This window comes from Arthrobacter sp. 9MFCol3.1 (assembly GCF_000620385.1).
Lineage (GTDB): Bacteria > Actinomycetota > Actinomycetes > Actinomycetales > Micrococcaceae > Arthrobacter.
Genome location: NZ_JIBJ01000003.1, coordinates 196,326 through 222,446 on the forward strand (window position 1 = coordinate 196,326; position 26,121 = coordinate 222,446).

The window sequence follows — 26,121 nt, forward strand, 5'->3', positions numbered from 1 at the left end:
GTTCGACATACTGGTCTTATGCAGGCGACGACGGTGTTGGTCGAGGGTGAGAGTGACAGGCTGGCGGTTGAGACGCTGGCCCTTCGCCTTGGCTACGACCTGGCAGCCTTGCGGGTGTCGGTCGAACCGATGGGCGGCGCGACCAGCATCGTCCACTTCCTCGACCGCTACGGACCGAATGGCGCAGGCCACCGGTTGTTGGGCCTGTGTGATGCAGGGGAATCTCGCGGCATCGCACGCGCCCTCGGCCGGGCAGGGATCGGGTCCGGTTCGCTGGCCGAACTTGGGTTCCATGTCTGTCACGCCGATCTGGAGGACGAACTCATCCGCTGCCTGGGAATCGATGCGGTGCTCAAAGTCATCGCCGCTCAAGGCGAGCTCGCGTCGTTCCGGCTCCTCCAGCGCCAGCCGTCCCAACGGGAGCGGCCAATAACGGCGCAGTTACGCCGGTTCTTCGGAGGACGCAGCGGCAACAAGGTCCGCTACGCGCCACTGCTGGTCGACGCATTGCCGGCCGGCCATGCGCCTGCGCCACTCGCCCGCCTCGTTGCATCATTCTCACAGTGATCCTGCCGCCCAAGAAGTGGTCGAATGCCTTCAGGTGCGTGGAAGGCGGCGACCCCGACGCCGTCGCGGTGATCAAAGACGCGCCGCTGCCCGCCGTCGTCGATCACGCACATAACAGCGGAACTCATCCTCTAAGTGCCGCAATCACCGCAAGAACCGAAGGACTGCCTTATGGGACGCCGAGTGGACGGGGAGAAAGCGTTGATGAAATTTTCCTCATGAACGTTTCATTTACGCCTCATTGTTGTCGTTCATGCTGGACGGACGAACCGGCTTGCGCCGGAACAAGCCTGCGCATGGGGAGGAGGGGCATGGATGGACGGAGCATGGCGCCTCCGCCGGATCCTGGAATTGATTCCATGGACTGGCCCTCCCCCGTTCCGGCGACTGCCGACGACGAAACCGGCACATCCTGGATGGTACAGCGGGCGTGGCCAGACAAGACGCCGGGAGAATTTGTCCTGGAAGTCCTGACACCGGGACGGTCCGGCGTCCGGGGGGCCCATCTGCGTCAGGGGCAGTTCGAGCTTCTCCCGCTGGACGATCCCGGCCTGCCCGCCCTGCGGGAGGAAGCACAGAAGGGTGAATTGATTTCGTATTGGCCCTCCCGCCAGGCGGTCGTCCGGGCGGATGGCTGCTACATAAAGATCTTCAGCCCTGGCGGCGCCGTCGTACCGGCCGAGCGCTGCGCACAAATGGACGTCCTCCTGGACGGCAACTTCACAACACCCAGAATGCTCCGTCAGAGCTCCCGGGCGGACGTCATCGTTTTCAGCGCCATAGCGGGACCGACTCTGAACGAGCTGGGCCGGGAGCAGGGCGCCGCCTGCGATGAAGCGTTCGCCAGGGCGTGGGAGAAATGGTCGCGCGCCTGGGTCGCGGAACTCAACGGCTCCCGGGGTCACGCAGCACAAAGCGTCCTTGATAGCCTTCCGCTCCGCCCACCGCAGTGGGAAGTCACAAAGATGTGGCGACGGGTGGACGACTGGTTGCGGCACAATGAAAACGTCCCGGAGCTGTCGTCTCAGCGCGATACCTTGCGCGCCGCCGCAGAACGAGTGGCCACGGACCTGCTTCGGACGGCACCGGACCCGATGGTATGGGCCCACGGAGACCTCTACGACAGGCAAATCATCGTTCCTGACGGCGACATCCCGCCCGGATTGCTGGACTTTGACAGTACGGCCCGGCACGAGGCCGCCCGGGATCTGGCCGGCCTGGACGTCCGCCTGGAACTTCATCTACGAAACAACCGCATGACGCGGGCACGATACCTGACGGCTCACACGCAGGTGCTGGCCGTCGCCGAGCAACTGCACGTCAGTCCGGTCCGGTTCGATGCGTACTCGGACGCCATCTGGCTTCGTGTGGCACTTTCTCCGTTACCTGGCCGCTTCTCCCTGGCCATCGCCGTCCTCGCGGAACGGGCCGCGCAGGAGTTGAGACAGTGAGTGACCCAGCCAGATGACGGCATCTCCCGCACCGACGGCGGGCTGCCCAGCGGCGCCAGTCGATCCCCGTTCCGGTCAGGAACCGGTCCGGCAAAGAAGGCTAGCCGCGGGTAAACCGGGCGAAGCCGGCGTGAACGTCACGGACTATGACGGTTCCGGAGCCCAGAAGCTGTGCCTTCGCTCGAAGTTGCACCACTAGGTCCTCGGTTGGGCGGCCGAATACCTCGATTGTTCTTAGCTTGATGAGCGGCGCCACTGGCACGAACTTGGGGCCCGCCACCTTCATGTGCAGCTCCAACGAGGCTACGTCACGATGAAAATGCAGGACGCTCATGACGGAGCCGTCCTCTGAGAAACAGACGCAGTAGGAGATGATCTGCGGCTCATTCTGTTCAACGAACGCGGCGAGCTCGGCCATGGCTGCCTTGAGCTCCTCAAGTTTGCCCGGACGGACGTCGGAGGTATCAAGGTAAGCGATGAAATCACCCATGTCATCTCTCCGTTGACGGTCCCGGCTGAACTTCTGGACCTGACCAGTAGGCAGAATTATCCTCCCATTCCTCACCGAAAGTGCGGTGTACTTTTGGCGGAACAACTCAAAGTCTCGGCCTTTGGTCCACGCTGAATCACTGCGGACTCGGCACCGTTTGAGCCGGGTCCGCAAGATAAGAAAACCTCCTGGGCATGGCGGGCAAAGTCTGCGACGAGGGCCGACGGACCGTCGCGCCGGAAGGCAAGGAACACGGAGATTGGCGGGGCATCGCGGACGGGCCGGTACGCGATGCCGGGTCGTGGATTCTGTGCAGCGGTGGTCACCGAGGACATGCCGATGGCTTGTCCTGTGGAGATGAGCATGAGCCATTCGTCGACCCCCTGCACGAGCCGGACTGACGTCGGCCTGGCGGTTTCGGGCCAGCGTTCTTGGGTGGTCACCCCGCGTCGACTTACCCGTCCCCACCGGTGTCACCGGCGGTACAGGCTCGAGCGCCGCGCCATTAGCAAACATGAGCTTGACATGGCCAGCAAGACCGCCGCAGCTGAAGCACCACCCATCGCCGACACCGTAGTACGACATGCCCCACTTCACTGAGCGCAGTATCGGACTCCTCGAGGAAGTCTCTATCTGTCCGCAGTTATCGATTCCAGGACGGCCTGGAATCCTGGACTTACTCGTATCGCCAGGCCACCATCGTCGGACACCTCGGTCAGTTGCTCGTAGCTCGCCCCGTTCCACCAAAAGACGTGCGGACTCACCGGCGTAGGTGAATCGCTGTATCCCATGGCGGCGAATCGGGCCATTCCGTTAACCGCTGGAATGACGGTGGCGTCTTCGATGATGTGCCAAACGACTTGGTGTCGATTCGGGACGCTCATTAGCCAACCGAACTCTTCACGGACGCGCTTGCCCAAAAGTTCTGAGGCCAAGTCAGGAAGAAGCAGAGCCCGGCTCGCGGTATAGACAGAGTCACCTAATAGAGCTGTGAACGAGCCCCCTCCCGGCGCGGGGAGGGTTTCGAGATTTTCGACTTCCAGCCCGCGAAGGTTCGCAATCCCCTGGGTTCTGAGGGCTCCGAACCCGCCGAATTTGTTTGCGTTGTTGTGACTGAAAACCGAAACTGTGTCCGGGAGGTCGAGCGCGATCATCTCGACGATGCCCGGCGCGAACTCCCTATGCGGGTAGCCGTCGATCCCTGTCACGCTCGCTTCATCATAAAGGCGTGCGAAAGTCTTTCTCGCTACATCAGCAGGGTCAAGGATGTCGAACGGATCGGGTCCGTCAAAGCCCGCCAGAACGCGCTGAAGATGTTCGCGTATCAGGTCCCGCCACACGGATTGCGGCTGGTCAGCACAAGCGGTGGCCACATTCCAAAATCCGAATTCACGCCCGGAGTCATCGACAGCGTGACCAGGCTGAACATGGACTTCGAGTCCCATCTCGGCGAAAACTTCGCGCGTGATCGTTCGGAATTTTTTGGCGCCGGAAACCGTGAAGAACGTAAGGTGCGAATCAGGCGTTTCCGGTTCGGGAGACTTCTTCCTGAAGATGCCCACAATAGCCCGCTTTCGTCGTGGCGGTCGATCGGTTCAAGTCGACTATGGCCAGCCTGGGAGTTTCCGCCAGCGTCGGCGGGTCCACAGGCTGAACACCCGATGAACCCGATTCCGATTCTGTCGCAATCCGATCGGAAACCATGTTGCGACCCGCCCGGTAGAGACCTCCAGCGCAGCCTCCCCGCTTGCTGGATTCAGTCGTCCAGAGGCCCTCATTCGGCTGGTCATGCAGCCACGCAAGTCATGTCCAGGGTTCCGGCCGAGAGTCCAGACATGCCCAAGTATCGAGATCGCGATTCGGATGCATCGCACTGCCCGAAAGCCGATCGGTCTGTGAGCCGTGTGTACGGTACTGGTATGGCTTCTCCGCAGACGCTAAGCGAGGCCGAGCGCCGTATCGTCGCGGCTTGGGCCGCAGACTGCGCCGAGCGGGTCGTGGCCTTATTTGAGGCAGAGGCGCCGGCAGATGATCGCCCCCGCGACGCCATCGCCCGAGCCAGGGCTTTCGCTCGCGGTGAGCTCAGAGCCGCCGAAGAGATCCGCCGGCGGTTTGTGGCTGGCCGTGCCGCACGCGAGGTCAATCGCCCTGCTGCGGTGGCTGCCGCCCGGTCCGCCGCGCAAGCCGCCGCCGTCGCTCAAATGGGAGCGCACGCTTTGGGAGCAGCCGCGTATGCCGCGAAAGCGGCCGGACTGGCGGCGCCCGATCGGCCCCAGACGATCGACGACGAGGTCCACTGGCAACTCGAGCACATGAGCGCCGAAGCCCGGTCCGCGCTTCGGCGCCTGCCACCGCTGGGCGGGAATTCCGCCGGTCCGCTGGGGCCAGGACTTCTGACGTCCGGAATCCTCGCTTCGATCATCCGCGCGATCCAGGCCGACTTGGCCCGCCCCGACCGGCCTGCCTCCTCCAGCTGAATCTGCCACCGGCCAGCCGGGTCCCCTACTGCGACACCGTCCGCCCGCACTGGCGCTGCGGGAAAGGACGATTCAGATACTGACCTGATCAATCAGGGGCGGAGCAGGCGATGAAGTGAAAAATTGTTGGCTTTGCCATCACGGCCGCCGTGAAGCCGGAGCGCGGTTTCCGGCTATTCGAGGCCGGGCGCCGAGACGGTCGCGGGTGTGTGGTCGATGACGAGTGTGCTCCGCTGGTTTCCTGCTGCTACCAGGCGGGCGTTGCGTTCGTCATTGCCGGTTGCACGCCATTCGGCGATGGTGGCGTCGTTGTCGAACTTCAAGTGCCGGGCGGTGAGCCGGCGCAGGCGTTCGCCCTGGTCGAGTTCCACGAACCAGGTTTCATCCAGGAGAGATGCGACCTCGTTCCATGGGGCCTCGTCAAAGAGCAGGTAGTTGCCCTCGGTGATGACCAGGCGTATTTCCGGCGGGACGGCGATGGCCCCGGCGATCGCATCGTTGACTTCGCGGCGGAAGACCGGCGCGAAGATCTCCCGCGAAGTCTCCGAGCGCAGCTGGCGGAGCAACGCGACGTAGCCGACACCGTCGAAAGTGTCCGGAGCGCCCTTGCGGTGCTCCAGCCCGCGGGACTCGAGCAGCGACTGCGCCAGATGATATCCGTCCATGGGGACCAGGGCGACCTGCCGGGGATGGTTGGTGAGCAGATGCTCCAGCAGCCATCCAGAGATGGTGGATTTTCCGGCACCAGGCGCCCCGGCTATTCCAAGCAGGCACCGTCCGCGCCGCTCGAGCAACGCTTCAGCCCGGGCGAGGAGCTGCTGCCGGCCCGAGTCGTCCCAGCGCAGGTGCAATGGAGTGTTCATCGCTTCTTCTTTCCTCCTCTTGCCTGGGACACGCCTGACCACGGGCGCTCTGTGGCTGCAACGCTATCGCAAGGCCGACAAGCAACTCCGCTACGTGATCGACGTCGCCACCCCCGTCGTCGGCAAACCCGACCGTGTTCTGGAGCAGCTTCCGCGCCGGCTAGGCAGCCTCTACGACGAGGCGGCCTGGCTGCCCGACGCCGCCTCCCTCCAGTACGACCCGGGGACGTCAGCCGCGCGGACCGGGAGCGGGATCTGAAACGCACCACCGGTGAACCCAGATTAGGAGATGTTGTCGTGGAGTCTCCGTTTCGTCAGCCCCGTCATCACTGCATCAATCAACTAACGGGTGACCATGGGCCCCGTGTCGATTCAAGCTTTTTGCAAGGCGCCCCTGGCAGGATGCGTTCCGACGTTTCCCGATTGAACGTGGGGTGGTTGTTGTGTATGAAAACGCGAGGTCGAAACGCTCCGTCCGGTTTTGGGTAGTTTCCATTGCTATTTTGGGCGCCCTTGGGGTTGTGGGCTGGTACGCGATGAGCGTCGTCGCGCGCCTGTTGTTCCCTTCCTGAGGAATCATTAGTTTTGCCTCCGGGGCGTTCCTGACAACAATTGCCAGGGAACGACCGGCATTGTTGGCAGCCCCAGCCGAGCCGACGCAGACAGTCGATGGCTGGGGCGCAACGATCCGATCAATCGAATACTGGTCGCGCGCAAGGCTGAGTTCGCCCGATTACGGATGGCGAGCAGGGGCACGATGGGACATGATCGGAAGATGCGCCGATCCGGAACGATTCCATTCTGGGCGGTCCCGCCAGCCCTGCGCGGCTACAGGATCGAGTGGCTGCGCCACGACCTGGTGGCCGGCGCCGCGCTCTTCGCAATCTTGGTCCCCGCGGGCATGGCGTACGCCCAGGCGGCCGGTCTTCCACCGGTGACTGGCCTGTACGCGACGGTAGTGCCCCTGCTTGTCTACGCAGCAGTCGGGCCATCGCGTGTGCTGGTGCTGGGGCCGGATTCCGCGCTCGCCCCGATGATCGTTGCAGCCCTGGTTCCCTTGGCCGCGGATAACGAGCAGAAATCCGTGGCCCTGGCTGGACTCCTGGCCATACTGATTGGCGGCATCTTGCTGCTCGGCTCAGTGCTGAGATTGGGCGTCGTCACTGGACTGTTGTCGAAGCCCATCCGGCTCGGCTATCTCAATGGCATCGCCTTGCTGGTGGCCGTGTCCCAGCTTCCGACCCTCCTGGGGATCTCTGTGGAAGGCAGTACAGCCTGGGAAAAGCTCATCGCCGCCGCGCCGAAGGTCCTTGCCGGCGAGACCAATTTGACGGCACTCCTGCTCGGCTTGGTCTCACTGGCGCTCATCTGGGTTCCCCGCCGGCTGAAATGGAGGGTTCCGGGCGTGCTCATTGCGGTGGTTGTGTCCTGCATCGCCGTGGCCCTGCTGGGTCTCCAAGAGCGTTTGAAGGTCACAGGTGCCCTCCCGCAGGGGCTCCCCGCACCGGCGCTGGGCGGAATTGGCTGGGCCGACGTCCTGACACTGTTGCCCGCCGCCGCCGCGATCGCCCTCATCGTCTTCGTTGATACCGGAACCCTGTCCCAATCCCTGGCGGCCGCAGAGGACGGCAGGGTATCCGGCAACCATGAAATGGCAGCCTTGGGTGCGGCGAACGCTGCCACCGGGCTACTGGGCGGCTTCCCGGTGTCGGCCAGCACGTCCCGCACGCCGGTGGCAGTCGAGTCCGGGGCGAAATCCCAGCTCACGGGGGCCGCAGGCGCCGTCCTGGTGCTCGGCTTCATGCTCGTGGCGCCCGGCGTCACCGAGTTCCTGCCGGCCGCAACCCTTGCCGCCATTGTCATCTCCGCAGCCGTCGCAATAGCCGACCCGGCCGGTGTGCGACGGCTCATCGGCATGAGCCGCAGTGAATCGTTGGTGATGCTCGCGGCATTCCTGGGGGTCACCATACTGGGCGTCCTCCCGGGCATCGCCGTTGCCATCGGTTTGGCAATCCTGGACTTCCTACGGCAGGCCTGGGACCCCTACCGTGCTGAGCTGGTGGACGTGCCAGGGATTCCCGGGTACCACGACGTGAGCCGCCATCCGGAAGGGGAACGCATCCCCGGCCTGTTGATCCTGCGCTTCGATGCGCCGCTGTTCTTCGGCAACGGAGCCTTGCTGGGATCGTTCGTGCGCAACGAGCTGGACCAGGCGGAGGACGGCACTGAACGCGTGGTGCTCGCGGCAGAACCAGTCACGGGAATCGACACGACTGCACTGGACGAGTTGGTGCAGCTTGACGAATGGCTGGACCGGCACGGCGTGGACCTGGTATTCGCCGAGCTCAAAGACCCGGTCAAAGACAGATTGTTGCAGTACGGCATGGGCTCCCGATTCTCTCCCGATCATTTCTACCCGACAGTGAGCGAAGCAGTGAGGGCGTTCCAACGGGAGAAACGGGAGGGGTAGGAAACGGCTATCCCCGATCCGCGCGTGATGCTGGGACGGAGATTCCGCTGTTAGAGCCCCCGCAGCCGGTGCAGCAAGAGTGCGACGTGTAGGGATGTCCTGGATTCGGCGTCGTCGAGATCCACCGCCAGCAGTTCCTCCAGTTTGGCCAGCCGAGCGTAGAGCGTAGGACGGCTCAGGTAGCCGCTGCGGGCCATCGCCGCCTTGTTGCCGCCGGATTCCAGATACTTCCCGAGCAGTTCCAGCTGGCCGCCCTGGCCTTGGGCTTCAGCCGTGAGGAGGGATGCCAGTTCCGATTCGACGAACTGCTGCACACGCGGGTCGTGGCGAAGCAGGGCCAGGAGTCCCCGGAGCCGGACATCCGTGGCTCGGTAGAAAGACTTTCCGCCGTCGCGCAGGGTCGCCGCCGTCTCGGCGACGTGGGCCGCTTCGTCGATGCCCGCTGCGGCCTCGAGCAGGGAACCGGTGGGGCGTCCGACGCCGATGGTCCAGCGCGGCGCCGCCCAGGCTCCCGCATCCCCGGAAGGACCGGTGTGCTCGGCAACGACCCGGGCGAGGTGCTGGAGCACCGCCTCCTGGAGCCGGTGTGCCGGCAGGCCCAGGATCATGCCCACCGAACCCGATCGGATGCTGGCCGTCAAGGCGGTGCCGGAGCTTGTTTTAAGTGTCCGGGCCAAGAGTTCCAGCAGTTCCCGCTCCTCCTGCTGGCCGGCGAGCGGATCGCCCGGCGGAAGGGTTGCGCCGTGCGCGGCAGCCTGCCGGGCCGGGGTGGTCCGGAACACGACAGGCACGTAAAGCGGTGACCGCTTCAGCCCCAGAGATCCGGCGCGTGCAAGGGCTTCGGCGTCGCTCAGTCCGCGGGGCTGGCGCAGCGCGTTGAACAGACCTGCCTGGGCCCGCTGGCTCAGTTCGAGCCGGTCCCGTTCCGCGAGGCGGTTAATGGCCAGGGTCTGTGCCGCGCGCTCCAGGACCATTGCGGCCGTCTCGTCGTCGTCGAGCGGCACCGGCACAATCAGCCGACCCCACAGCTGCCCCCGCACGCCCACCGGCGTCTGAAGCCATTCCTCCGGCCCGGTCCGAGCCGTCGAGGCCGGCGACGGCGTGGTTCGGGACCGCCGCTCCCAGTCTTCCAAGAGATCTGCCGTGTCCAGCTGCCGGGCGGAATAGCTGAGGACCAGGTGGGAGAGGTCCTCCAAAACCACGGGGGCGTCGATCATCATCGCCGCCTGCTCCACCACCTGCTGGCTCCCCGCGCTTTCCAGGCTCAGGACGGTGAAGGCCTCATGGACATCTCTGGCGCGCTCCACGCGTTCGAGCTGCTCCGCCACGATCATCCGGTGCACTACTTCCGTGACCTGGACGAACCGCACGCGCCGCTCGAGGACAATCACCGGCAGTGAGGCCCCCTTGGCCGCGGCCCGCAGCGCGGCCATGCTGCGTTCCCTGTTTCCGATAAGTTCGACGATCAGCCCGGCGGCTGCGGCCCGCTCCAGGGATCTGATGAACGACGCCGTGAGGCCGGGTTCCTTTTCCAGCTCAAGGCCCGTGGTTAACACCAGTTCCCCGCCGGAGAGCAGCCCGCCGACGTCGAGCAGCTCGCTGACATGCACCCAGCGCACCGGCGCGTCCAAACCGGCTAAACCACCGAGCACCCTCGGGTCCGCGGCACGCAGAACGGGAAGGTCAAGGATGGCACGGACCGTAGGCAGCATTTACAGAGTGTAATCCCAGGAGCGTAATTCTTTACACACTGCCCCTTACGTGGTTACGCCGCCGCGGACAGACTGGACGCACTGCACGGCACCGAATGCCGCCACACATCAAACAGCACTGAGGAGAATCCTTGAACACGATCAAGCACTGGATCAACGGCACCTACGTCCCCGCCGGGGACCGCACAGCCCCCGTCACGAACCCCGCCACCGGAAAGGTGACCGGACAGGTTGTGCTCGCCAGCGTCGCTGAAAGCGACGCCGCCGTTGCCGCGGCCAAGGCCGCCTTCCCGGCCTGGCGCGACACCTCGCTCGCCCGCCGCACCCAGATCCTTTTCGCATTCCGCGAGCTGCTGAACACCCGCAAGGACGAACTCGCGGCCATCATCACATCAGAGCATGGCAAGGTCCTGGACGATGCCCTGGGCGAGGTGACCCGCGGCCAGGAGGTCGTGGAATTTGCCTGCGGCATCCCGCACCTGATCAAGGGCAGCTTCACGGCGAACGCCTCCACCAACGTGGACGTCCATTCCGTCCGCCAGGCCCTGGGCCCGGTCGCCATCATCAGCCCGTTCAATTTCCCGGCCATGGTTCCCATGTGGTTCTTCCCCCTGGCCATTGCCGCGGGCAACACCGTGGTCATCAAGCCGAGCGAAAAGGACCCGACGGCGGCCAACTGGATGGCCGAGCTGTGGAAGGAAGCCGGGCTGCCCGACGGCGTCTTCAACGTCCTGCACGGCGACAAGGTGGCCGTCGATGCACTGCTGACCCACCCGGACATCAAGGCCGTCTCCTTCGTGGGATCCACTCCGATCGCCAAGTACGTCTACGAGACCGCCACCGCCAACGGCAAGCGCGTCCAGGCCCTCGGCGGCGCCAAGAACCACATGATCGTACTGCCCGACGCCGATCTCGACCTCGCCGCCGACGCCGCCATCAACGCAGGCTTCGGCTCCGCCGGCGAACGCTGCATGGCCATCTCCGCGCTGCTCGCGGTGGGCGACATCGCGGACGAGCTGGTCGGCAAGATTGCCGGCCGAGCGACCTCGATCCGCACCGGCGACGGCCTGCGCGGCTGTGACATGGGCCCGCTCGTCACGGCCCAGCACCGGGACAAGGTGGCCGGCTACATCGACGCCGGCGAAGCGGCCGGCGCCACGCTCGTCGTCGACGGCCGCACCGTCGCCGCCGACGCCGAAGGTGAGGGCTTCTTCGTCGGGCCGACCCTCTTCGACAACGTCACCACGGACATGTCCATTTACACCGATGAGATCTTCGGCCCGGTCCTCTCCGTGGTCCGCGTCGACAGCTACGACCAGGCCCTCGAGACGATCAATTCCAACCCGTACGGCAACGGCACCGCGATCTTCACGAACGACGGCGGTGCGGCCCGCCGCTTCGAGAACGAGGTGGAGGTCGGCATGGTGGGCATCAACGTTCCGGTGCCGGTTCCAATGGCCTACTACTCCTTCGGCGGCTGGAAGAACTCGCTCTTCGGCGACACCCACGCCCACGGCACCGAAGGCGTCGGATTCTTCACCCGCGGCAAGGCCGTCACGTCCCGCTGGCTGGACCCGAGCCACGGCGGCATCAACCTCGGCTTCCCGCAGAACGCGTGACCGGAACGTCAAGAGAAAGGCAACTGCCATGACCTCCACAATCGACAGCGGCATCCAACCGGTCCACGACACTGCCGACGCCGCACGCCGCGCCTACGAACTGGACCGCAGGCACGTCTTCCATTCCTGGTCCGCCCAGGACCTCATCGACCCCATGGTCATTTCCGCGGCCGAGGGATCCTACGTCTGGGACGGCGACGGCAACAAGTACCTGGACTTCTCCTCGCAGCTGGTCAACACCAATATCGGCCACCAGCACCCCGCCGTCGTATCCGCGATCGCCGCCCAGGCCACGAAACTGTGCACGATCGCCCCGAGTTACGTCAATGACGCGCGCTCCGAAGCCGCCCGGCTGATTGCCGGGCGCACGCCCGGCGAACTGGACAAGATCTTCTTCACCAACGGCGGCGCCGACGCCAACGAGCACGCGATCCGGATGGCCCGGCTGCACACGGGCCGTCACAAGGTGCTCTCCGCCTACCGCTCCTACCATGGCGGCACCCAGCTGGCCATCAACGTCACGGGTGACCCCCGCCGCTGGGCCAGCGACACCGCCAGCAGCGGGACCGTGCACTTCTTCCCGCCGTACTTGTACCGCACCGCCTTCCACTCCAGCACCGAGGAGGAGGAAAGCCAGCGCGCCTTGGAACACCTGGAACAGCTGATTAGCTTCGAGGGGCCCTCAACCATCGCCGCCCTCATCCTGGAAGGCGTCCCGGGCACAGCCGGGATCTACATGCCGCCCCCTGGATACTTGCAGGGCGTCCGGGAGCTCTGCACACGGCACAGCATCGTCTTCATCGCCGACGAAGTCATGTCCGGCTTCGGCCGCACCGGGACCTGGTTCGCCGTCGAGCACTTCGACGTCGTCCCCGACTTGCTGACCTTCGCCAAGGGCGTGAATTCCGGCTATGTTCCGATGGGCGGCGTGGCGATCAGTCCGGAGATCGCCGCCACGTTCGGCACGCGAGTTTACCCGGGCGGCCTGACCTACTCGGGCCACCCGCTCGCGGCGGCTGCCGCCGTGGCCACCATTAACGCGATGGAAAACGAACAGATCGTCCAGCACGCGGCAGCCCTCGGCGAGACGGTGATCGGCCCGGCCCTCCGCGGATTCGCCGAAACCCACGCCTCGGTTGGGGAAGTCCGCGGCACGGGCGTGTTCTGGGCCATCGAACTCGTCAAGGACCAGAAGACCCGCGAGCCCCTCGCGCCGTACGGCGCCTCGAGCCCGGAAATGAACCAGCTCGTGGCGGCCTGCAAATCCCGCGGACTGCTCCCGTTCGCGAACTTCAACCGCATCCATGTCGTCCCGCCCTGCAACACCAGCGTGGAAGACACCCAGACAGGCCTGGCCATCCTGGACACCGTGCTGGACATCGCGGACGGGTTCGCCACCTGATGATTCCGGAGACATTCGCGTCGGACAGGAGCGCGCACGTGAGCGCCCACAAGTGATGCCGGCGCTGCCTTCAGTGATGGACGTCAACTGCCGACCTGATCCAGCCGCTATTGGCCGGAACGGGAGTAGGCGAGACTTCCGATGTGGTCGAGGAGCGTGTCGTGGCCGAGGCCCAGAAGGGCCGAGGCGAGACTGGCGACCAGGTCCAGCACGTCCTCACTGTTGGCGGTGCCGGCCAGTACATCCATGACCAGGCCGTCTTCCTGGGCCACCAGCGTCCGCGCGATCTTCGCCGGTTCCAGGACGGGAAAGAACTCACCGGCCTGGATTCCGTCGGCAATGATTTTTTCGTACGTCGCTTGCTGGGTGCGGATGAGTTCCGCTTGGATCCGTCTGTGCTCCGCGTCCCTGATCGAATGGGTCCAGTACTCGTAAAGAATCCGGAAAGTGTCGTCCTCCAGCCCTGCCGTGGTGCCCGCGCTGATGACTGCGGCGAGCCGGACCGTCGGGCTCATGGCCGGGTCCGCGGCCTCCGCCAGCCGTGCGAGGAATCTGGCGGACGAGGCTTCGACGGCCGCTGCGGTGATTTCGGCAAGGCTTCCGTAGTAGTACAGCACGGCGTTTGGGGCCATGCCTGCCTCCGCCGCAATCGCCCGCAGCGTTGCGGCTTCCGCACCGTCACGGGCGGCGACGGCCTGCGCCGCCGCCGCAATCGCCCTCCGGCGCACTTCCCTCTTGCTGAGGTCCGCCATTGCCACTCCTCCCCCAGCCCGATGCCTATTGACAGCGAGTCTAGACCCGTATTGAATGGTATTCAAATTTGAATGTGATTCAAATAACTTTGATTCAATGAGGAGTCTCCGTGTCACATCCCCTTCCACCCCCCACCGTTACACCCCCCACCCTTCCGGCTGCCGCTGCGAGCAAGGGACTGAAGGCCGGCTCGATCGGCATCGGCCCCACGGTGGCATTGGGTCTCGCCGCGGTGGCCCCGGCGTACAGCTTGGCGGTGACCTTGGGCTTCGTTGTCCTGGCGGTCGGGTCGAGCACACCCGCGGCGTTCCTGCTGGGGTTCGTGCCTATCCTGTTCACGGCCTTCGCATTCCGTGACCTCAATCGGGAAATGCCGGACTGCGGCGGGGTTTTCGTGTGGATCTCCCGAGTCTTCGGCCCGTGGTCGGGCTGGTTCTTCGGTGGCTGGGTCCCCCAAATTGCCACCTTCATCTCCAGCGCGGCCCTGGCGCAGGTTGCCACGACGTATCTTCTGACCTTTTTGGGGCTCGGCTGGGCCGCCTCCCAACCGGTCATCGTCGCGGCCATCGCGTGCGGGCTGATCGCCCTGAGCGGCGTCGTGGCGGCCCGCGGAATCGAACTCTCCGCGTGGCTTCAATACGCATTGATCGCCTTGCAGCTGGTCGCTCTGGGCGGTTTCTGCATCGGGGCCTTTACCGCCATGGCCGCCGGGACCGCGGCGGAGGGTGCCGAGCAGCCACGGCTGGACTGGTTCAACCCCTTTGCCTCCGGCGATCTCTCCGGCCTGGTCCACGGCGTCATCCTGTGCCTGTTCATCTACTGGGGCTGGGACGCGCTGATAGCGGTCAATGAGGAAACGACCGACCGCAAGGGAACACCAGGGCGGGCCGTGGTCATCACCACCGTGATCCTTCTGTTCTTCTACGTCGTGACCGCGACGGCCGCCGTCGGATTTGCCGGAACCGCCGGCATCACGGATCCTGCAACCGTCTCGGACGTGCTGTCCGTGCTTGGCCCCCAGGCCACCGGTGGCCTCTTCGGGCAGGTCATCATCCTCGCCGTCGGCATCTCGGCACTGGCGGCGCTGATGACCGTCGCGATCAGCAACCCCCGGTCCTGGCTCAGCATGGGAACCTACGGCGCACTGCCCGCTGCCACCACGAAGATGCACCCCTCCAGAGGGACACCCACCACGTCAATCGTTTGGTGGGCGCTCCTGAGCATTGCCGTGACAGTAGTTCTGACAGCGATCAGCGCCGACTTCATCGGCCTGGCTATTCTTTCAGTCGGCCTGATGATCGCCGCCTACTATGCCGCGACGGCGCTGGCCTGTGTCGTCTATTTCGCTCCCCAAATGCGCACCTCCACCTCTGCCCTGGTCATCAAGGGCATCCTTCCTGGCCTGGGCGCCCTCCTGATGACGGGAGCGTTTGCGTACAGCGCCGTCGACATGTTGTCCCCCGACTATGCCGGGCTCTCCTGGCTCGGTATCGGAACCGTGTTCTGGATCGGCATCGGTGCCCTCGCCCTGGGCGTCCTGGTCATCGCCATCATCCGCCCCAGACTGCGGCCCTACTTCGCCGGGCAAACGATCCCCCAGGGAACTTTCTCCACCCGCAACGAACTGCAATCCATCCTGAGCAGCGAAACCGAGGCATAAATGCGCGTCCTATCCATTGCAGCAATCCAAACGAAACCGGTGCCCTACGACGTCGAAGCAACCTGGGAACGCTTCGCCGCCCAGGCCGAAACCGCCAAAGAGCTCGGTCCTGAGGTCGACATCATCGTTGCACCAGAACTTCTGCTCGCAGCACCCGGGGAATTTCTGATCCCTGACCCTGAGGGCGAAACCCGCTCCGCCGGCCCCATCCCCAGCGCGCTCACCGACCGGATCGCGGACCTGGCCCGCCGCCTGGGGGTCTGGCTCGTGCCCGGCTCCCTGCTGGAAACCGACGGCGGCAACACCTACAACACGGCAATCGCTGTTTCCCCCGACGGCGAGATCGTGGCCCGGTACCGGAAGCTCTTTCCCTGGCGCCCGTTCGAAACAACGACGCCGGGCGACTCGTTCGTGACCTTCGACATCCCCGGCCGGGGACGCGTAGGCCTCGCCATCTGCTTCGACGGAAGCTTTCCCGAGGTCGCCCGGCAACTGGCATGGCTCGGAGCAGAAGTCATCATCCAGCCGACCCTCACCACGACCCGGGACAGGGAAATGGAAATCGTGATGTCACGGGCCAACGCCTTCGCAAACCAGGTGTACATCGTCAACGTCAACGGCGCCGACCCATCAGCAGTCGGAGACAGCGTCATCGTGGACCCGGAGGGCACCATCATGCAGCAGGCCAGAGGAGGAGAGGAAATCCTTTTCGGCGTCCTGGACCTCGACCGGGTCACCCAGGTCCGCCGCTACGGGACCCACGGCATCAACCGGCCCTGGGCTCAACTCCACGACCAGGAAGGAATCCTCCGTTACCCGATGTACGGCGGCGCACACTTCCACCCCCCGGCGTGGAGCACCCGGACCCGGAGGATTCACGCGTGAACCAGCTCAGCACTTCAAGGGCCTGACCGCTTCCTTCCACGGCCGCACCCCCACCACAACGAGTGCGTACCTCCGGCCCGGAGGTACGCACGCGTTGCCAGAACCGACCATCGACAGCACGATCTCATCCGCACCCGCCGGCTGTCGGCCGCCGTGAAGCCGTCCGACCCTTGCCGCCGACACTCTTGGCGCGTGCCCAACATTCAAGATCACGGGAAGTCTGATGCCCAAGAACCTCAAATCCGCGGACACTGTCATCGTTAATGCCGGGGTGCACACCCTGGATCCAAAACAACCATCCGCCAGCACCATCGTCATCGCGAACGGCAGGATTCTCGCCGTTGGCGGCAACCACCTTCTTGGCGAGCACCGGGGTCCACGAACCCGAGTGCACGATGCCAAGGGCCAAACCATCACACCGGGACTCATCGACGGACACATTCACCCCATCCAAGGTTCGGAAATCACGGTCGGCGTCGATTTCGGCCCAGTGTCAACGTTCGACGGTTTCCTCGCCGTCCTGCGCACCGAAGCAGCCAGGGTTCTTGCAGAGAATCCGGCGGGGTGGGTCCGGGGATGGAACCTTGACTACGGCATCTTTGAAGGCCGGCGAATATCCGCTGACCTGATTGAAGAGTCGGTCTACGGCCTGCCGGCGTACATTCTCCTGTTTGATCTTCATACCGCACTGGCGAGCCGGAAAGCTCTGAGACTGAGCGGCATCACAGGTGGGCGCCGGTTTTGCGACAATTCAGAGATAGTTGTTGACGACGCCGGCAACCCCACCGGGGAGTTGCGGGAATCCACTGCCTACGACTTGGTCGGATCCACCGCGCCGGCTCTTTCTGCAGCGCAGGCCGTTGAGAGGGCACGGGAGCTGATCTCCTGCTTGTCGAGAACCGGCATCACCTCAGGAACGATCATGGATGGTGACCTTGCTTCGCTCGATTTCATCGACAACATCGACAGCACCGGATCGGGCTTGCCCGTCAGGCTGGTTTCCGCACTCGAGCATCGGCCCGGCCTGACTGCTGAAGAAGCACGGTCTTACGTCTTGTCGAAGGACCGACGGGGTCGGCGCTGGCGAGGCGGACTCGTTAAGCTCTTACTCGACGGTGTCATCGATACCGGAACCGGCTGGCTCTATGAACCGGACACGATGGGCGGCGGACTGAAATCATTCTGGCCCGATCCGGCCGACTATGCTGCAACCGTCAAAAACTATAGCGACGCAGGCTTTCAAATCGCGACACACGCTATCGGTGATCGAGCCATCGGTGCTGCGATCGACGCATACGTCTCGGCCGGCGTTCGGTCCCGGCGGGGAGCCCCGCACCGCATTGAACACCTGGAGTGCATTGCGGACAAGGATCTCGCACGTCTTTCCACGGCCGGAATAACCGCGTCGATGCAGCCCCTGCACATGCAGTGGCGAAAGGCGGACGGATCCGATTCTTGGTCCAGTCGCTTGGGCGCCGAGCGATCGAAACGGGCCTGGAGGATCCGTGACGTCATAGATTCAGGCGCTCCGGTTGCGCTGGGCTCGGATTGGCCCGTGGCCCAGTACGACGCGCGCATCGGCATGGCATGGGCACGCCTGCGCCGCATCCCGGGCCGGACCGATGCGCATGTCTTCGAACCCTCACAAAGGTTGACGGCGCTCGAAGCGCTCAAGGGCTTCTCGGTTTGGGCCGCCGAAGCCCAAGGAGACCACGACCAGGGAAGAGTCCGGCCCGGGAACAGGGCGGACCTCGCGATATGGGCCGACGATCCCCTTCTGGTTTCAGCCGACGAGCTCATTGACCTCCCGATCGAATCGACCTGGGTGGATGGAGAAACTGTCTTCAGCCGCCAAGAATAGGCCGACGTCACCGCCCAGGGGTCCGCCGACAACCACAGATGGATCCCTGGGCGCGTTTCATCCCAGCCCGACACCCGCAGGTGCTAACCGAGGCCGAGCGCATCCTCGACCATTTCGTCCGGCAGCTGGGCACCAGTCCCGGGGTCACCGCCAGGGGGCAGGTGCCGGTTTGGCGACTTTCCAGGGCAGTGTGCCGGCGGCGGTGGTTGTCGGAATCGAGCCGAACGGGGGCGATTGGCTGCTGTGGTTCCGGTGGTTTGCTTGCCAGTGATGGGGCGCTCACAGAGTGCGCCAAGGCAGCGCGCGTGCGGGAAATTTCGTTGTTCGACAACGCCGGATGGCGGGCGGATACTGAAGAACCATGAAGCCTACCCAAAGCGGGTTGCGCATCCAGCTTCTCGGCTCGTTCATCGTGTACGTCAACGGGAACGCCGTCGAGAACAGCCGCTGGCGGCTGCAGAAGGCAAAGGCCGTGGTGGCAATGCTGGCGCTGGCGCGTGGTCAGCGTGGCCGTCGCGAGCAGGTACTGGACCGCCTGTGGCCTGACATGGAGCCGGAGGCCGCCGCACGGAATCTGCATCAGACCCTGTACGTCGCCCGCCGCGCGCTCGCCAGCGCTGGAGCCGGCAGCGACGGGCTGCTCGCCATCCGCGGTGAAGTGGTCGTGCTGGATGACACTGGCCCGGTCGATGTCGATGTCCTGCAGTTCGAGCGTTCGGCCGTTGCAGCGTTGGCTGCAGGTGACGAGGCAAGCCTGCGCGATGCGGCCGACTTGTACAGTGGTGATCTTCTGCCGGAGCTGCCGGATGCGGACTGGCTGACGACACGCCGCGATGAGCTCCGGGAAATCCATCGCGAGGTACTGGTAAAACTGGCGTCGACGGTGGCGCAGCGCGCGCCGGAGGAAGCGCTCGTCATCCTCACCCATGCGCTCGAATCCGATCCCGTCCACGAGGGAGCCGTGCGTGCGCAGATGGTGTTGCTGGCTGGGATGGGCCGGCGGTCGGAAGCATTGGCACGATATGAGCGGCTGGTCGACGAACTCCTCGACGCGTTCGGGACCGACCCGGACACCCGGACAATGAGACTGTTTCGCGAGTTGTTGACCGGCTCGCCGCCCGAGGAACGCCTCCACCAGCCCGCCGGCGTGACCGGCCAAGACGATGCCATCGGCTACCTGCCATCCCCGTTGACAAGCTTCATCGGGCGCGAGCGTGAGCTCGTTGACGTCGAACGCCTGATGGGCCATGCCCGCCTGCTCACCCTCACCGGGGCTGGCGGCAGCGGCAAAACCAGACTGGCATTGGAGGCCGCGAAAACAGTTCGTCCTGAGTACGTGGACGGAGTCTGGTTCGTCGACCTCGCGGCCGTCGGGGAATCGCTGCTGGTGGCCGATGCCGTAGCCGAGGTCCTCGGGTTGGATTCCGGCGCGGCACCAAGCCGCGTGCAAGCGCTGGTCGACCAACTGCGGCGACGCTCGCTGCTCCTCGTGCTGGACAACTGCGAACACTTGCTAGCAGCCTGTGCGCAACTCGTCGTCGCGCTCCTTGACGGATCCCCTGGGGTTAAAGTGCTGGCCACCAGCCGGGAGCCACTCCATGCCGACGGGGAGTACACCTACCGGGTGCCGTCATTGCCCCTGCCCTCGCCTCTGCGGACCGATGCTCTCGACCTGGCCGTGCTGGGCCGTCTGCCCTCTGTCCGGCTTTTCGTTGAGCGGGCAGCGCAGGTCCGGCCGGGTTTTGCGCTCGACGCCGACAACGCGCAGGGGGTGACAGAGTTGTGCCGACGGCTCGACGGGATGCCGCTGGCCCTGGAATTGGCCGCGGCCAGGGCGGCCGTACTCGAACCCGCCGAGATCGTCCAGGGATTGGGCGATGCTCTGTCCATGCTCGGCGGGGGAACCAGCGGCGTCACGCGGCACCAGACGCTGCGTGGCACCTTGGAATGGAGCCACGAACTGCTCACCAAGCCGGAGCAGGTTCTGCTGCGCCGGCTGTCTGTGTTCGCGGGTGGTTTCACCCTCGACGCCGTGGCAGCAGTCTGCGCTGACGCGCCCCTCCAGCAAATCGAACTGCTCGACCTGTTGGCCAAGCTGGTGGACAAGTCTTTGGTGGTCGCCGAAAGGAGCGGCGCCGGGACCCGATACCGGCAATTGGAGACGGTCCGCCAGTTTGGCCTCGAGAATCTCGAGCATGCAGGTGAGGCGGCTCAACTGGCCGCTGCGCATTGCGCCTACTTCCTTGCCGTCGCCGAATCCCACAATCCCGAACGGGCCACCGGGGTGGTCATCGAACAGCCGAAGTTGCTCGACCGGGAGCACGACAACCTGCGCGCTGCGTTGCGCTGGTCGTGCGCCCACGAGCCCGAGACCGCGCTCCGGCTCGCCGCCAGCCTGTGGCGGTTCTGGTTCCTCCGCGGTCACGCGGTCGAGGGAGCACGTTGGGTCGAACGTGCTTTGGCGGTGGCTCCCGACCCGACCCGGCCTCGCGCGGCTGCTCTGATCGGCCTGACCGGGCTGGACAGCCGACAGGGCCGCGGCGATCGGCATCGGGCGCTCGGCGCGGAGGCCCTGGCAATTATGCGGGAGATCGGCAACCCCGACGAGGTAACGATGGCCCGGCTCATTGAGACCTCGCTCGCCTGGAGCACTTTCGACTTGGACGAGGCCGAACAGCTGGCAGCCGAAGTGCACGCCGAGGCAGTCGAGGGTGGCAGACCCGAACATTGCGCTGCCAGCAGTTGGCTGCTCGGCCAGTGCGCGTTGTCCCGGGAGGACGGACCACTCGCCGCCCGTCACCTAAACACCTGCCTGAGCGAACTCGCACAGTCTGAGACCAGCACTCCATCCTTCCTGCCGGTGATCACGCCCAGCCTGCAACTGGTCCCGGTCGCCGGACGGTTGGTCCCCTGCCTCGAGGAGACCCTGCTGTTGGGCCGGCGGGTTGGCGTCATCCAGGCCAAAGGCTACGTGCTGTCCGCGATCGGCTACGCGGCCAGGCTTTCGGGAGACACGCAGTCTGCGATATCCGTCATCACGGATGCAGTCGAACATTTCGCCGAGTTAGGAGATGACCTGGCTAGGGCGCAAACACTTCACCAACTTGGCTGCATTCTGCGCGACTGTGGCGACCACAGCGCGGCCGATGAGGCCCTGTCCTTGGCGCGGGAGCTTCGGCTCGGCCTGGGCGACCGGCGCGGCGAGCTGCTGACCGAGATTAATATCGCCCTGCTCCGCGCCATGGGTGGTGATATCGACCGCGGCCTGAAAGACGCTCGGCGTTGCCTTTCAGGGTTTGAATCCGCGGGAGATCAGGTGGGGATGGGCGCCACGCTGACCATACTCGGTGCCGCCGAACTGATCTCCGGTGAGGTCCGGGCAGCGCGGGAAATGTACAGGCAGGCAGCGGAGCGGGTCGCCCCATGGCGGCGACACACTGGCTGGCAACGGTTGATGGTGGCAGAGCTATCCAACGAACTCGGCGACCCACATCGGGCGGCCCGCGAAATTGAGAGGGCTGGGGCGATTTTCGACCGAACGAGATGCCTCATCGCCGGTCAGAGGCTGGCCGCACTGCGTAGGCAGGACTCGGATGATGATGTTGAGACGGCGTTGAGTGCTCGTTGAGGACGGTTCACTAGCGTTTTTCCTGGATCTGACAAATGGATCTGACAAGCAAACAGCTATCAGGAGGAACGCATCGTGACAACGACGCAGACTAGGCCGACCCGCATCGGTGAGGCCACCATCGCCGAGTTCGCCGCCGGCCTGCGCGGCACTGTCGTCCTGCCAGGGGACGCGGACTACGACCACGAACGCAGCATCTGGAACGGGGCGCACGACCGCCGCCCGGCGCTCATCGCACGCTGTGCGGGTGTGGCGGATGTGATCCGCACGGTCGATCTCGCGCGCAGTGGGGGGTTGCCGTTGTCGGTTCGCGGCGGTGGCCATTCGATCCCCGGGTTTTCCACCGTCGACGACGGTATCGTGCTGGACCTTTCGCTGATGAAGGGGGTCCAGGTGGACCCTGTCCGCCGCCGCGTGACAGCACAGGCAGGGTGTACCTGGAAGGACCTGGATGCGGAGACCCAGCAATTCGGGCTTGCGGTGACCGGTGGCCTGGTGTCCTCGACCGGCATCGCCGGCTTCACCACCGGCGGCGGCATCGGCTGGCTCGTGCGCAAGCACGGGCTGGCCAGCGACAATCTGGTCGGCGCCGACGTCGTCACCGCTGACGGGCAGTTCATTCACGCCAGTGCCGACGAGCACCCCGATTTATTCTGGGGACTGCGCGGCGGCGGCGGCAATTTCGGTGTGGTGACGTCCTTCGACTATCAATTGCACGAAGTGGGCCCCACCGTACTTTCCGGCCTGGTTTTCTACCCCGGAGAAGAGGCGGAGCAGGTGTTGCGCGGCTATCGGGCGGCCTGCGCGGCGGCCCCCGATGAGCTGACCACGCTCGTCAACATGACCACGGCGCCGCCGGTCCCGTTCCTGCCAGAATCGGTGCACGGCAAGCCGGTCATCGCTGTGGGAGGGTGTTGGACCGGCGACCCAGATGCCGGCGAGGCCGCCACCGCGCCCTTCCGGTCCTTGGGCACCGTCATCGCCGATGTGTTCGCCGCCCACCCGTACGCGGGATGGCAGCAGGCGCTCGATCCGCTGTACCCGCGGGGCGTGCACAACTATTTCCGCTCGGCATTTCTGCGCGCCGCCGACGACGCGTCCGTGCGCGTGCTGCTGGACTCGTTTGCAGCATCGCCCAACGCCATGACGGAGATTCACGTGCACCACCTTGGCGGCGCAGTCGGACGGGTTCCTGCCGAAGCAACGGCCTTCGCACTCCGTGACCAGGAATTCATCGTCAACGTAATTGCGCGCACGCCGACGGCGGAAGGCTTCGCGGATGCCGTCGAATGGGCCCGGGGCGTGACGTCAGCGCTCGGTCCGGATGCGGCGGCCTACGTCAATTTCACAGGTGAAACGAATACGGCGCTCGTCCGGGCGTCGTACCCGGCGGATACATACCGGCGGCTCGTGGAACTGAAGAACGAATACGACCCCACCAATCTGTTCCGGTTGAACCAGAACATCGCCCCCACGGTGTGACTGCACGGTCTGCGTGAGACGTGGATGATCGCCCGAGGATCGGGAAGCAACCTGACAGCCCGCGCCAGAGGCACCTCGATTCCCTCCGGCAACTGACCGGCAACGCCGGCCAGTTGCCGGGCTCGTGTTACCGCTCACGTACTCGAAGGGGCCGGCGAGCGTCTCGTCGAAGTCGTTGAGGTCGAAGAGCAGGTTCCGCTCGGGTGAGGCGAAGACGCCGAAGTTGGAGAGGTGGGCGTCGCCGCACAGCTGGGCTTTCATGCCGGCCCGCGGCGTGTCCTTCAGGTCGGCGGCCATGATCTTGGCTGCACCCCGGTCGAACGTGAACGGCGAGACCAGCATCCGGCCGTGACGCACCGGTACCAGGTCTTTTCGCGGGTGAGGTTCTGTTCTTCGAGCAGCGCAACCGGGTCAGGGCGGTCGGGAGCCGGGGCCCTGCCGGCGTGGCTGGAGACGGGCGTTTTTTCCCGGCGGTCTTTGCCCTTCGCAGCTCGTTCCTCAACGGTTGGGTGTTTGATTTTGGTTTCGTTCAGGCTGTGGGCTGACCGGTCATGGGGTGCTTTGGTCCGTGAGCTGGTTGCGGCGGTCACACTCTCAATCACCCAGGAAGACAGGACCGCGGTGACCATGCCCAGGACGACAAACCCGCCGATCATCAGCGCGGACGCAGCCAGCCTGCCGGGAACGGTGACGGGGTACAGGTCGCCGTAACCGACCGTGGTGATAGTGACCACCGCCCACCACAGGGAGTCACCCATCGAGGTGATATTCGCGCCCGGAGCGCCCCGTTCGAAACTGAGGACGCTCAGGGCCACGGTGTAAAGGAGAAGGACGGCGGAGGCGACGACGTAGGCCATGACGCGCGCCCTGATGGCAGTGCCCGGGGCCCGGTCCATCACTTTTCGCAGCCTCAAGGGCCTCAGGAGCAGCAACGGCCGCGCCGCGGGAATGACCACAATAAGCAGGTCCATCGGGTGGCGGAGGAACCACCGTCCCCGCCGCGGGGCCAGCATCAGTTTCACGATGTAGTCGATGCCGAAGGCAGCCCAGGTCAACCAGATGACAAACATCAGCGCGTCGGCGGAAGGTTCCGGCGGTTGTGCAATGACCAGGATGGAGTAGGCCGCCAGGAAAACAAAGGCCGCAACGATGAGGGGCCTCTGCGAATGCTTCTGCCAGGTTTCTTGTGTCATGGCCGGATTGTGGGACGCCGCTACGCGGCATCCTGTCTGGGGAAGACCACCTTGTGCACGATGATGATGAGGGACGCGGCGATGGGGATGGCGACGAGGGCGCCGAGCACGCCGCCGAGCGTGCCTCCTGCGACCGCGGCAATCACGACGAGCGCGCCGGGCACCGCTACAGCCTTGTTCATGATGCGCGGGCTGATCACGTAGGACTCGACCTGCATGTAGATCAGGTAGTAGATCGCTGCCGCTACCCCGGTCGCGGGAGACGCGGCCAAGCAGACGAGCGAGATGATGACTGCACCGGTCAGGGTTCCGACGAGCGGCACGAGCGAGCAGAGGAACGCAATGAAGGCCAGCAGGATCGGTACGGGTGCGCCGATGATGGTCAGGTAGATCAGGCTCAGCACGCCGTTCACGGCGCCGAGAGTGAGCTGGCCGATCACGTACCGGCCGACTGCTCCGGTGATGTCCTGGCCTACCTCGGTGAATCCGGCGCGCGAGCTGGCCGGCACGAACCGGGCGGCGTACCGTTTCATCGAGTCGAGCGAGATGGCGAAGTACAGGGTCAGGATCAGCACGATGGTGGCGCCGGTGAGGCCGCCCGCGATGCCCGCGCCGACCGCGAAAAGACCGCCGGTCAGTACGCCGATGTTGTTCGGGTCCCCGAGCCAGCTGCCGATCGAGGCTGCGGTGTCCTCGACCCAGCTCGAGCCGCTGAATGACCCGACCCAGGCCACGAAGTCGCTGTTCTTGAAGTCCCTGACGATCTGCGGCCAGTTGTTAATCGTCGTGGTGACCTGCCCGACGACAATCGGCACGATCACCGCGATGAGCGCGACAAAGACTCCGATGACGACGGCGAAGACGATGAGAATCGCCGTCCAGCGGGGCATCCCGCGCCGTTGAAGCCAACTGACCACCGGGTCAAGGCCCAGCGCCAGGAAGAGCGCGAGGGCAACATAGAGGATGACGGTGCTGAGCTGCCCAACGATGACGCCGAGAAAAAGTGCCAAAAGGACACCGAGTGCGCCGACGAATCCGACACGGAACGCGCGGATGTGCAGCTCGGGTGCCGTCGACCTGGGGCTGGTCGTGTCCTCAGGTGCCGGGAGGGTCGCAGCCGCGCGGCGGGAAAACATCATTGCCTCCACATGGGAGCGACGCTACGTCCGGGCGTGGGCCGCCCGACAGAGGCGAAGGACCCCCGAGCGTATGAGTGGCGTGCGCTGAAACCTGCAGGAAGAGGAATACCGCAATGGCGAACAAAAGTGCGATTGCCACCATCTGGTCAATGAGACTGATCAGGATGGTAATGACGTAGGCGACGACGTCGTACCAGAACTTATGGTGGGCGTCCTGGAGGTCCGGGTCATCGGCGCCGTGCCGCCGCAGGTGCCCGTGGCGTGCATAGCCGCTCACGGCGAAGAGCAGCAGACGGATCACGCCGAACCGATCATTAGCAAGCTCACGAGGTAGGCGAGGAACGACGGCCAGGCATGAAGGAATTGTTCTGCCGGGGAGCCCTAAGGCCCAAGTTGTACTTATGATTCTGTCGCACAGGCGCGGCATTCACGCTTCGCCCGTCCGGTTGCTAAGACGTCGCCATCCAAT

Annotated in this window: 20 protein-coding genes and 1 pseudogene; 12 read left to right on the forward strand and 9 right to left on the reverse strand. The window is 64.9% G+C overall.

Annotated elements, in window-relative coordinates; all coding sequences use genetic code 11:
• Window positions 1-18 precede the first annotated feature (18 nt).
• Together C560_RS0100960 and C560_RS0100965 are read left to right on the forward strand one after the other, a co-directional pair.
• Entirely contained in the window at window positions 19-567 is a 549-nt protein-coding gene (locus tag C560_RS0100960; protein WP_026536780.1) for a TOPRIM nucleotidyl transferase/hydrolase domain-containing protein, read from the forward strand.
• Window positions 564-2,018: a phosphotransferase gene (locus tag C560_RS0100965; protein ID WP_231494218.1), complete on the forward strand. Its 1,455-nt coding sequence runs from the start codon at window positions 564-566 to the stop codon at window positions 2,016-2,018. The genes C560_RS0100960 and C560_RS0100965 overlap by 4 nt, the downstream gene beginning before the upstream one ends.
• Before the next feature lie 100 nt (window positions 2,019-2,118).
• Here the strand turns inward: C560_RS0100965 and C560_RS0100970 are convergent, their stop codons facing one another.
• Together C560_RS0100970 and C560_RS20875 are read right to left on the reverse strand one after the other, a co-directional pair.
• Window positions 2,119-2,508 carry a hypothetical protein gene (locus C560_RS0100970; protein ID WP_026536782.1) on the reverse strand — a complete coding sequence of 130 codons (390 nt, stop codon included), beginning with the start codon at window positions 2,506-2,508 and terminating at the stop codon, window positions 2,119-2,121.
• A 629-nt stretch (window positions 2,509-3,137) separates the two neighbouring features.
• Window positions 3,138-4,070, reverse strand: a complete 933-nt coding sequence (locus C560_RS20875) for a hypothetical protein (protein ID WP_051532926.1) — start codon at window positions 4,068-4,070, stop codon at window positions 3,138-3,140.
• A 357-nt stretch (window positions 4,071-4,427) separates the two neighbouring features.
• On the opposite strand from C560_RS20875, the gene C560_RS0100980 reads away from it, so the two are divergent.
• Window positions 4,428-4,985, forward strand: a complete 558-nt coding sequence (locus C560_RS0100980; RefSeq protein WP_026536783.1) for a putative immunity protein — start codon at window positions 4,428-4,430, stop codon at window positions 4,983-4,985.
• Window positions 4,986-5,158: 173 nt separating this feature from the next.
• Here C560_RS0100980 and C560_RS0100985 read toward each other — a convergent pair whose 3' ends face one another.
• Entirely contained in the window at window positions 5,159-5,848 is a 690-nt protein-coding gene (locus C560_RS0100985; RefSeq protein ID WP_026536784.1) for a nucleoside/nucleotide kinase family protein, read from the reverse strand.
• 19 nt (window positions 5,849-5,867) lie between these two features.
• On the opposite strand from C560_RS0100985, the gene C560_RS0100990 reads away from it, so the two are divergent.
• Window positions 5,868-6,107: a hypothetical protein gene (locus C560_RS0100990; RefSeq protein ID WP_155855697.1), complete on the forward strand. Its 240-nt coding sequence runs from the start codon at window positions 5,868-5,870 to the stop codon at window positions 6,105-6,107.
• A 516-nt stretch (window positions 6,108-6,623) separates the two neighbouring features.
• The gene (locus C560_RS0100995; RefSeq protein ID WP_051532927.1) at window positions 6,624-8,318 is read left to right on the forward strand and encodes a SulP family inorganic anion transporter; all 1,695 of its coding nucleotides are present in this window, start codon (window positions 6,624-6,626) and stop codon (window positions 8,316-8,318) included.
• A gap of 50 nt (window positions 8,319-8,368) precedes the next feature.
• Here C560_RS0100995 and C560_RS0101000 read toward each other — a convergent pair whose 3' ends face one another.
• Window positions 8,369-10,030, reverse strand: a complete 1,662-nt coding sequence (locus C560_RS0101000; protein WP_026536787.1) for a PucR family transcriptional regulator — start codon at window positions 10,028-10,030, stop codon at window positions 8,369-8,371.
• A 131-nt stretch (window positions 10,031-10,161) separates the two neighbouring features.
• On the opposite strand from C560_RS0101000, the gene C560_RS0101005 reads away from it, so the two are divergent.
• Both C560_RS0101005 and C560_RS0101010 read left to right on the forward strand, forming a co-directional pair.
• Window positions 10,162-11,649 carry a CoA-acylating methylmalonate-semialdehyde dehydrogenase gene (locus C560_RS0101005; protein WP_026536788.1) on the forward strand — a complete coding sequence of 496 codons (1,488 nt, stop codon included), beginning with the start codon at window positions 10,162-10,164 and terminating at the stop codon, window positions 11,647-11,649.
• 28 nt (window positions 11,650-11,677) lie between these two features.
• Window positions 11,678-13,051: an aspartate aminotransferase family protein gene (locus C560_RS0101010; RefSeq protein WP_026536789.1), complete on the forward strand. Its 1,374-nt coding sequence runs from the start codon at window positions 11,678-11,680 to the stop codon at window positions 13,049-13,051.
• A 107-nt stretch (window positions 13,052-13,158) separates the two neighbouring features.
• Here the strand turns inward: C560_RS0101010 and C560_RS0101015 are convergent, their stop codons facing one another.
• Window positions 13,159-13,803, reverse strand: a complete 645-nt coding sequence (locus C560_RS0101015; RefSeq protein WP_026536790.1) for a TetR/AcrR family transcriptional regulator — start codon at window positions 13,801-13,803, stop codon at window positions 13,159-13,161.
• Window positions 13,804-13,913: 110 nt separating this feature from the next.
• Here C560_RS0101015 and C560_RS20880 point away from each other — a divergent pair, with 110 nt between their 5' ends.
• From C560_RS20880 to C560_RS0101040, 5 genes are all read left to right on the forward strand, one after another.
• Window positions 13,914-15,464, forward strand: a complete 1,551-nt coding sequence (locus tag C560_RS20880; RefSeq protein ID WP_051532928.1) for an APC family permease — start codon at window positions 13,914-13,916, stop codon at window positions 15,462-15,464.
• Window positions 15,465-16,349: a carbon-nitrogen hydrolase family protein gene (locus C560_RS0101025; RefSeq protein ID WP_026536791.1), complete on the forward strand. Its 885-nt coding sequence runs from the start codon at window positions 15,465-15,467 to the stop codon at window positions 16,347-16,349.
• A 223-nt stretch (window positions 16,350-16,572) separates the two neighbouring features.
• The gene (locus C560_RS0101030) at window positions 16,573-18,210 is read left to right on the forward strand and encodes an amidohydrolase (protein WP_043422234.1); all 1,638 of its coding nucleotides are present in this window, start codon (window positions 16,573-16,575) and stop codon (window positions 18,208-18,210) included.
• A 361-nt stretch (window positions 18,211-18,571) separates the two neighbouring features.
• Window positions 18,572-21,838: a BTAD domain-containing putative transcriptional regulator gene (locus tag C560_RS22530; protein WP_026536793.1), complete on the forward strand. Its 3,267-nt coding sequence runs from the start codon at window positions 18,572-18,574 to the stop codon at window positions 21,836-21,838.
• A 75-nt stretch (window positions 21,839-21,913) separates the two neighbouring features.
• Window positions 21,914-23,320 carry an FAD-binding oxidoreductase gene (locus C560_RS0101040; protein WP_026536794.1) on the forward strand — a complete coding sequence of 469 codons (1,407 nt, stop codon included), beginning with the start codon at window positions 21,914-21,916 and terminating at the stop codon, window positions 23,318-23,320.
• A 198-nt stretch (window positions 23,321-23,518) separates the two neighbouring features.
• On the opposite strand, the pseudogene C560_RS23700 reads toward C560_RS0101040, so the two are convergent.
• The 4 genes and pseudogenes from C560_RS23700 to C560_RS0101055 form a co-directional block, all read right to left on the reverse strand.
• Window positions 23,519-23,662, reverse strand: a pseudogene (locus C560_RS23700) (DUF2252 family protein); the annotation flags it as partial.
• On the reverse strand, window positions 23,602-24,513 hold the full coding sequence (locus C560_RS20890) for a potassium channel family protein (protein WP_231494219.1): 912 nt from the start codon (window positions 24,511-24,513) through the stop codon (window positions 23,602-23,604). The gene C560_RS20890 and the pseudogene C560_RS23700, both read right to left, overlap by 61 nt.
• Window positions 24,514-24,533: 20 nt before the next feature.
• A complete protein-coding gene (locus C560_RS0101050; RefSeq protein ID WP_026536795.1) occupies window positions 24,534-25,652 on the reverse strand; it encodes an AI-2E family transporter in 1,119 nt (372 codons plus the stop codon).
• A complete protein-coding gene (locus C560_RS0101055) occupies window positions 25,609-25,953 on the reverse strand; it encodes a hypothetical protein (protein ID WP_026536796.1) in 345 nt (114 codons plus the stop codon). The genes C560_RS0101050 and C560_RS0101055 overlap by 44 nt, the downstream gene beginning before the upstream one ends.
• Between the last annotated feature and the right edge of the window lie 168 nt (window positions 25,954-26,121).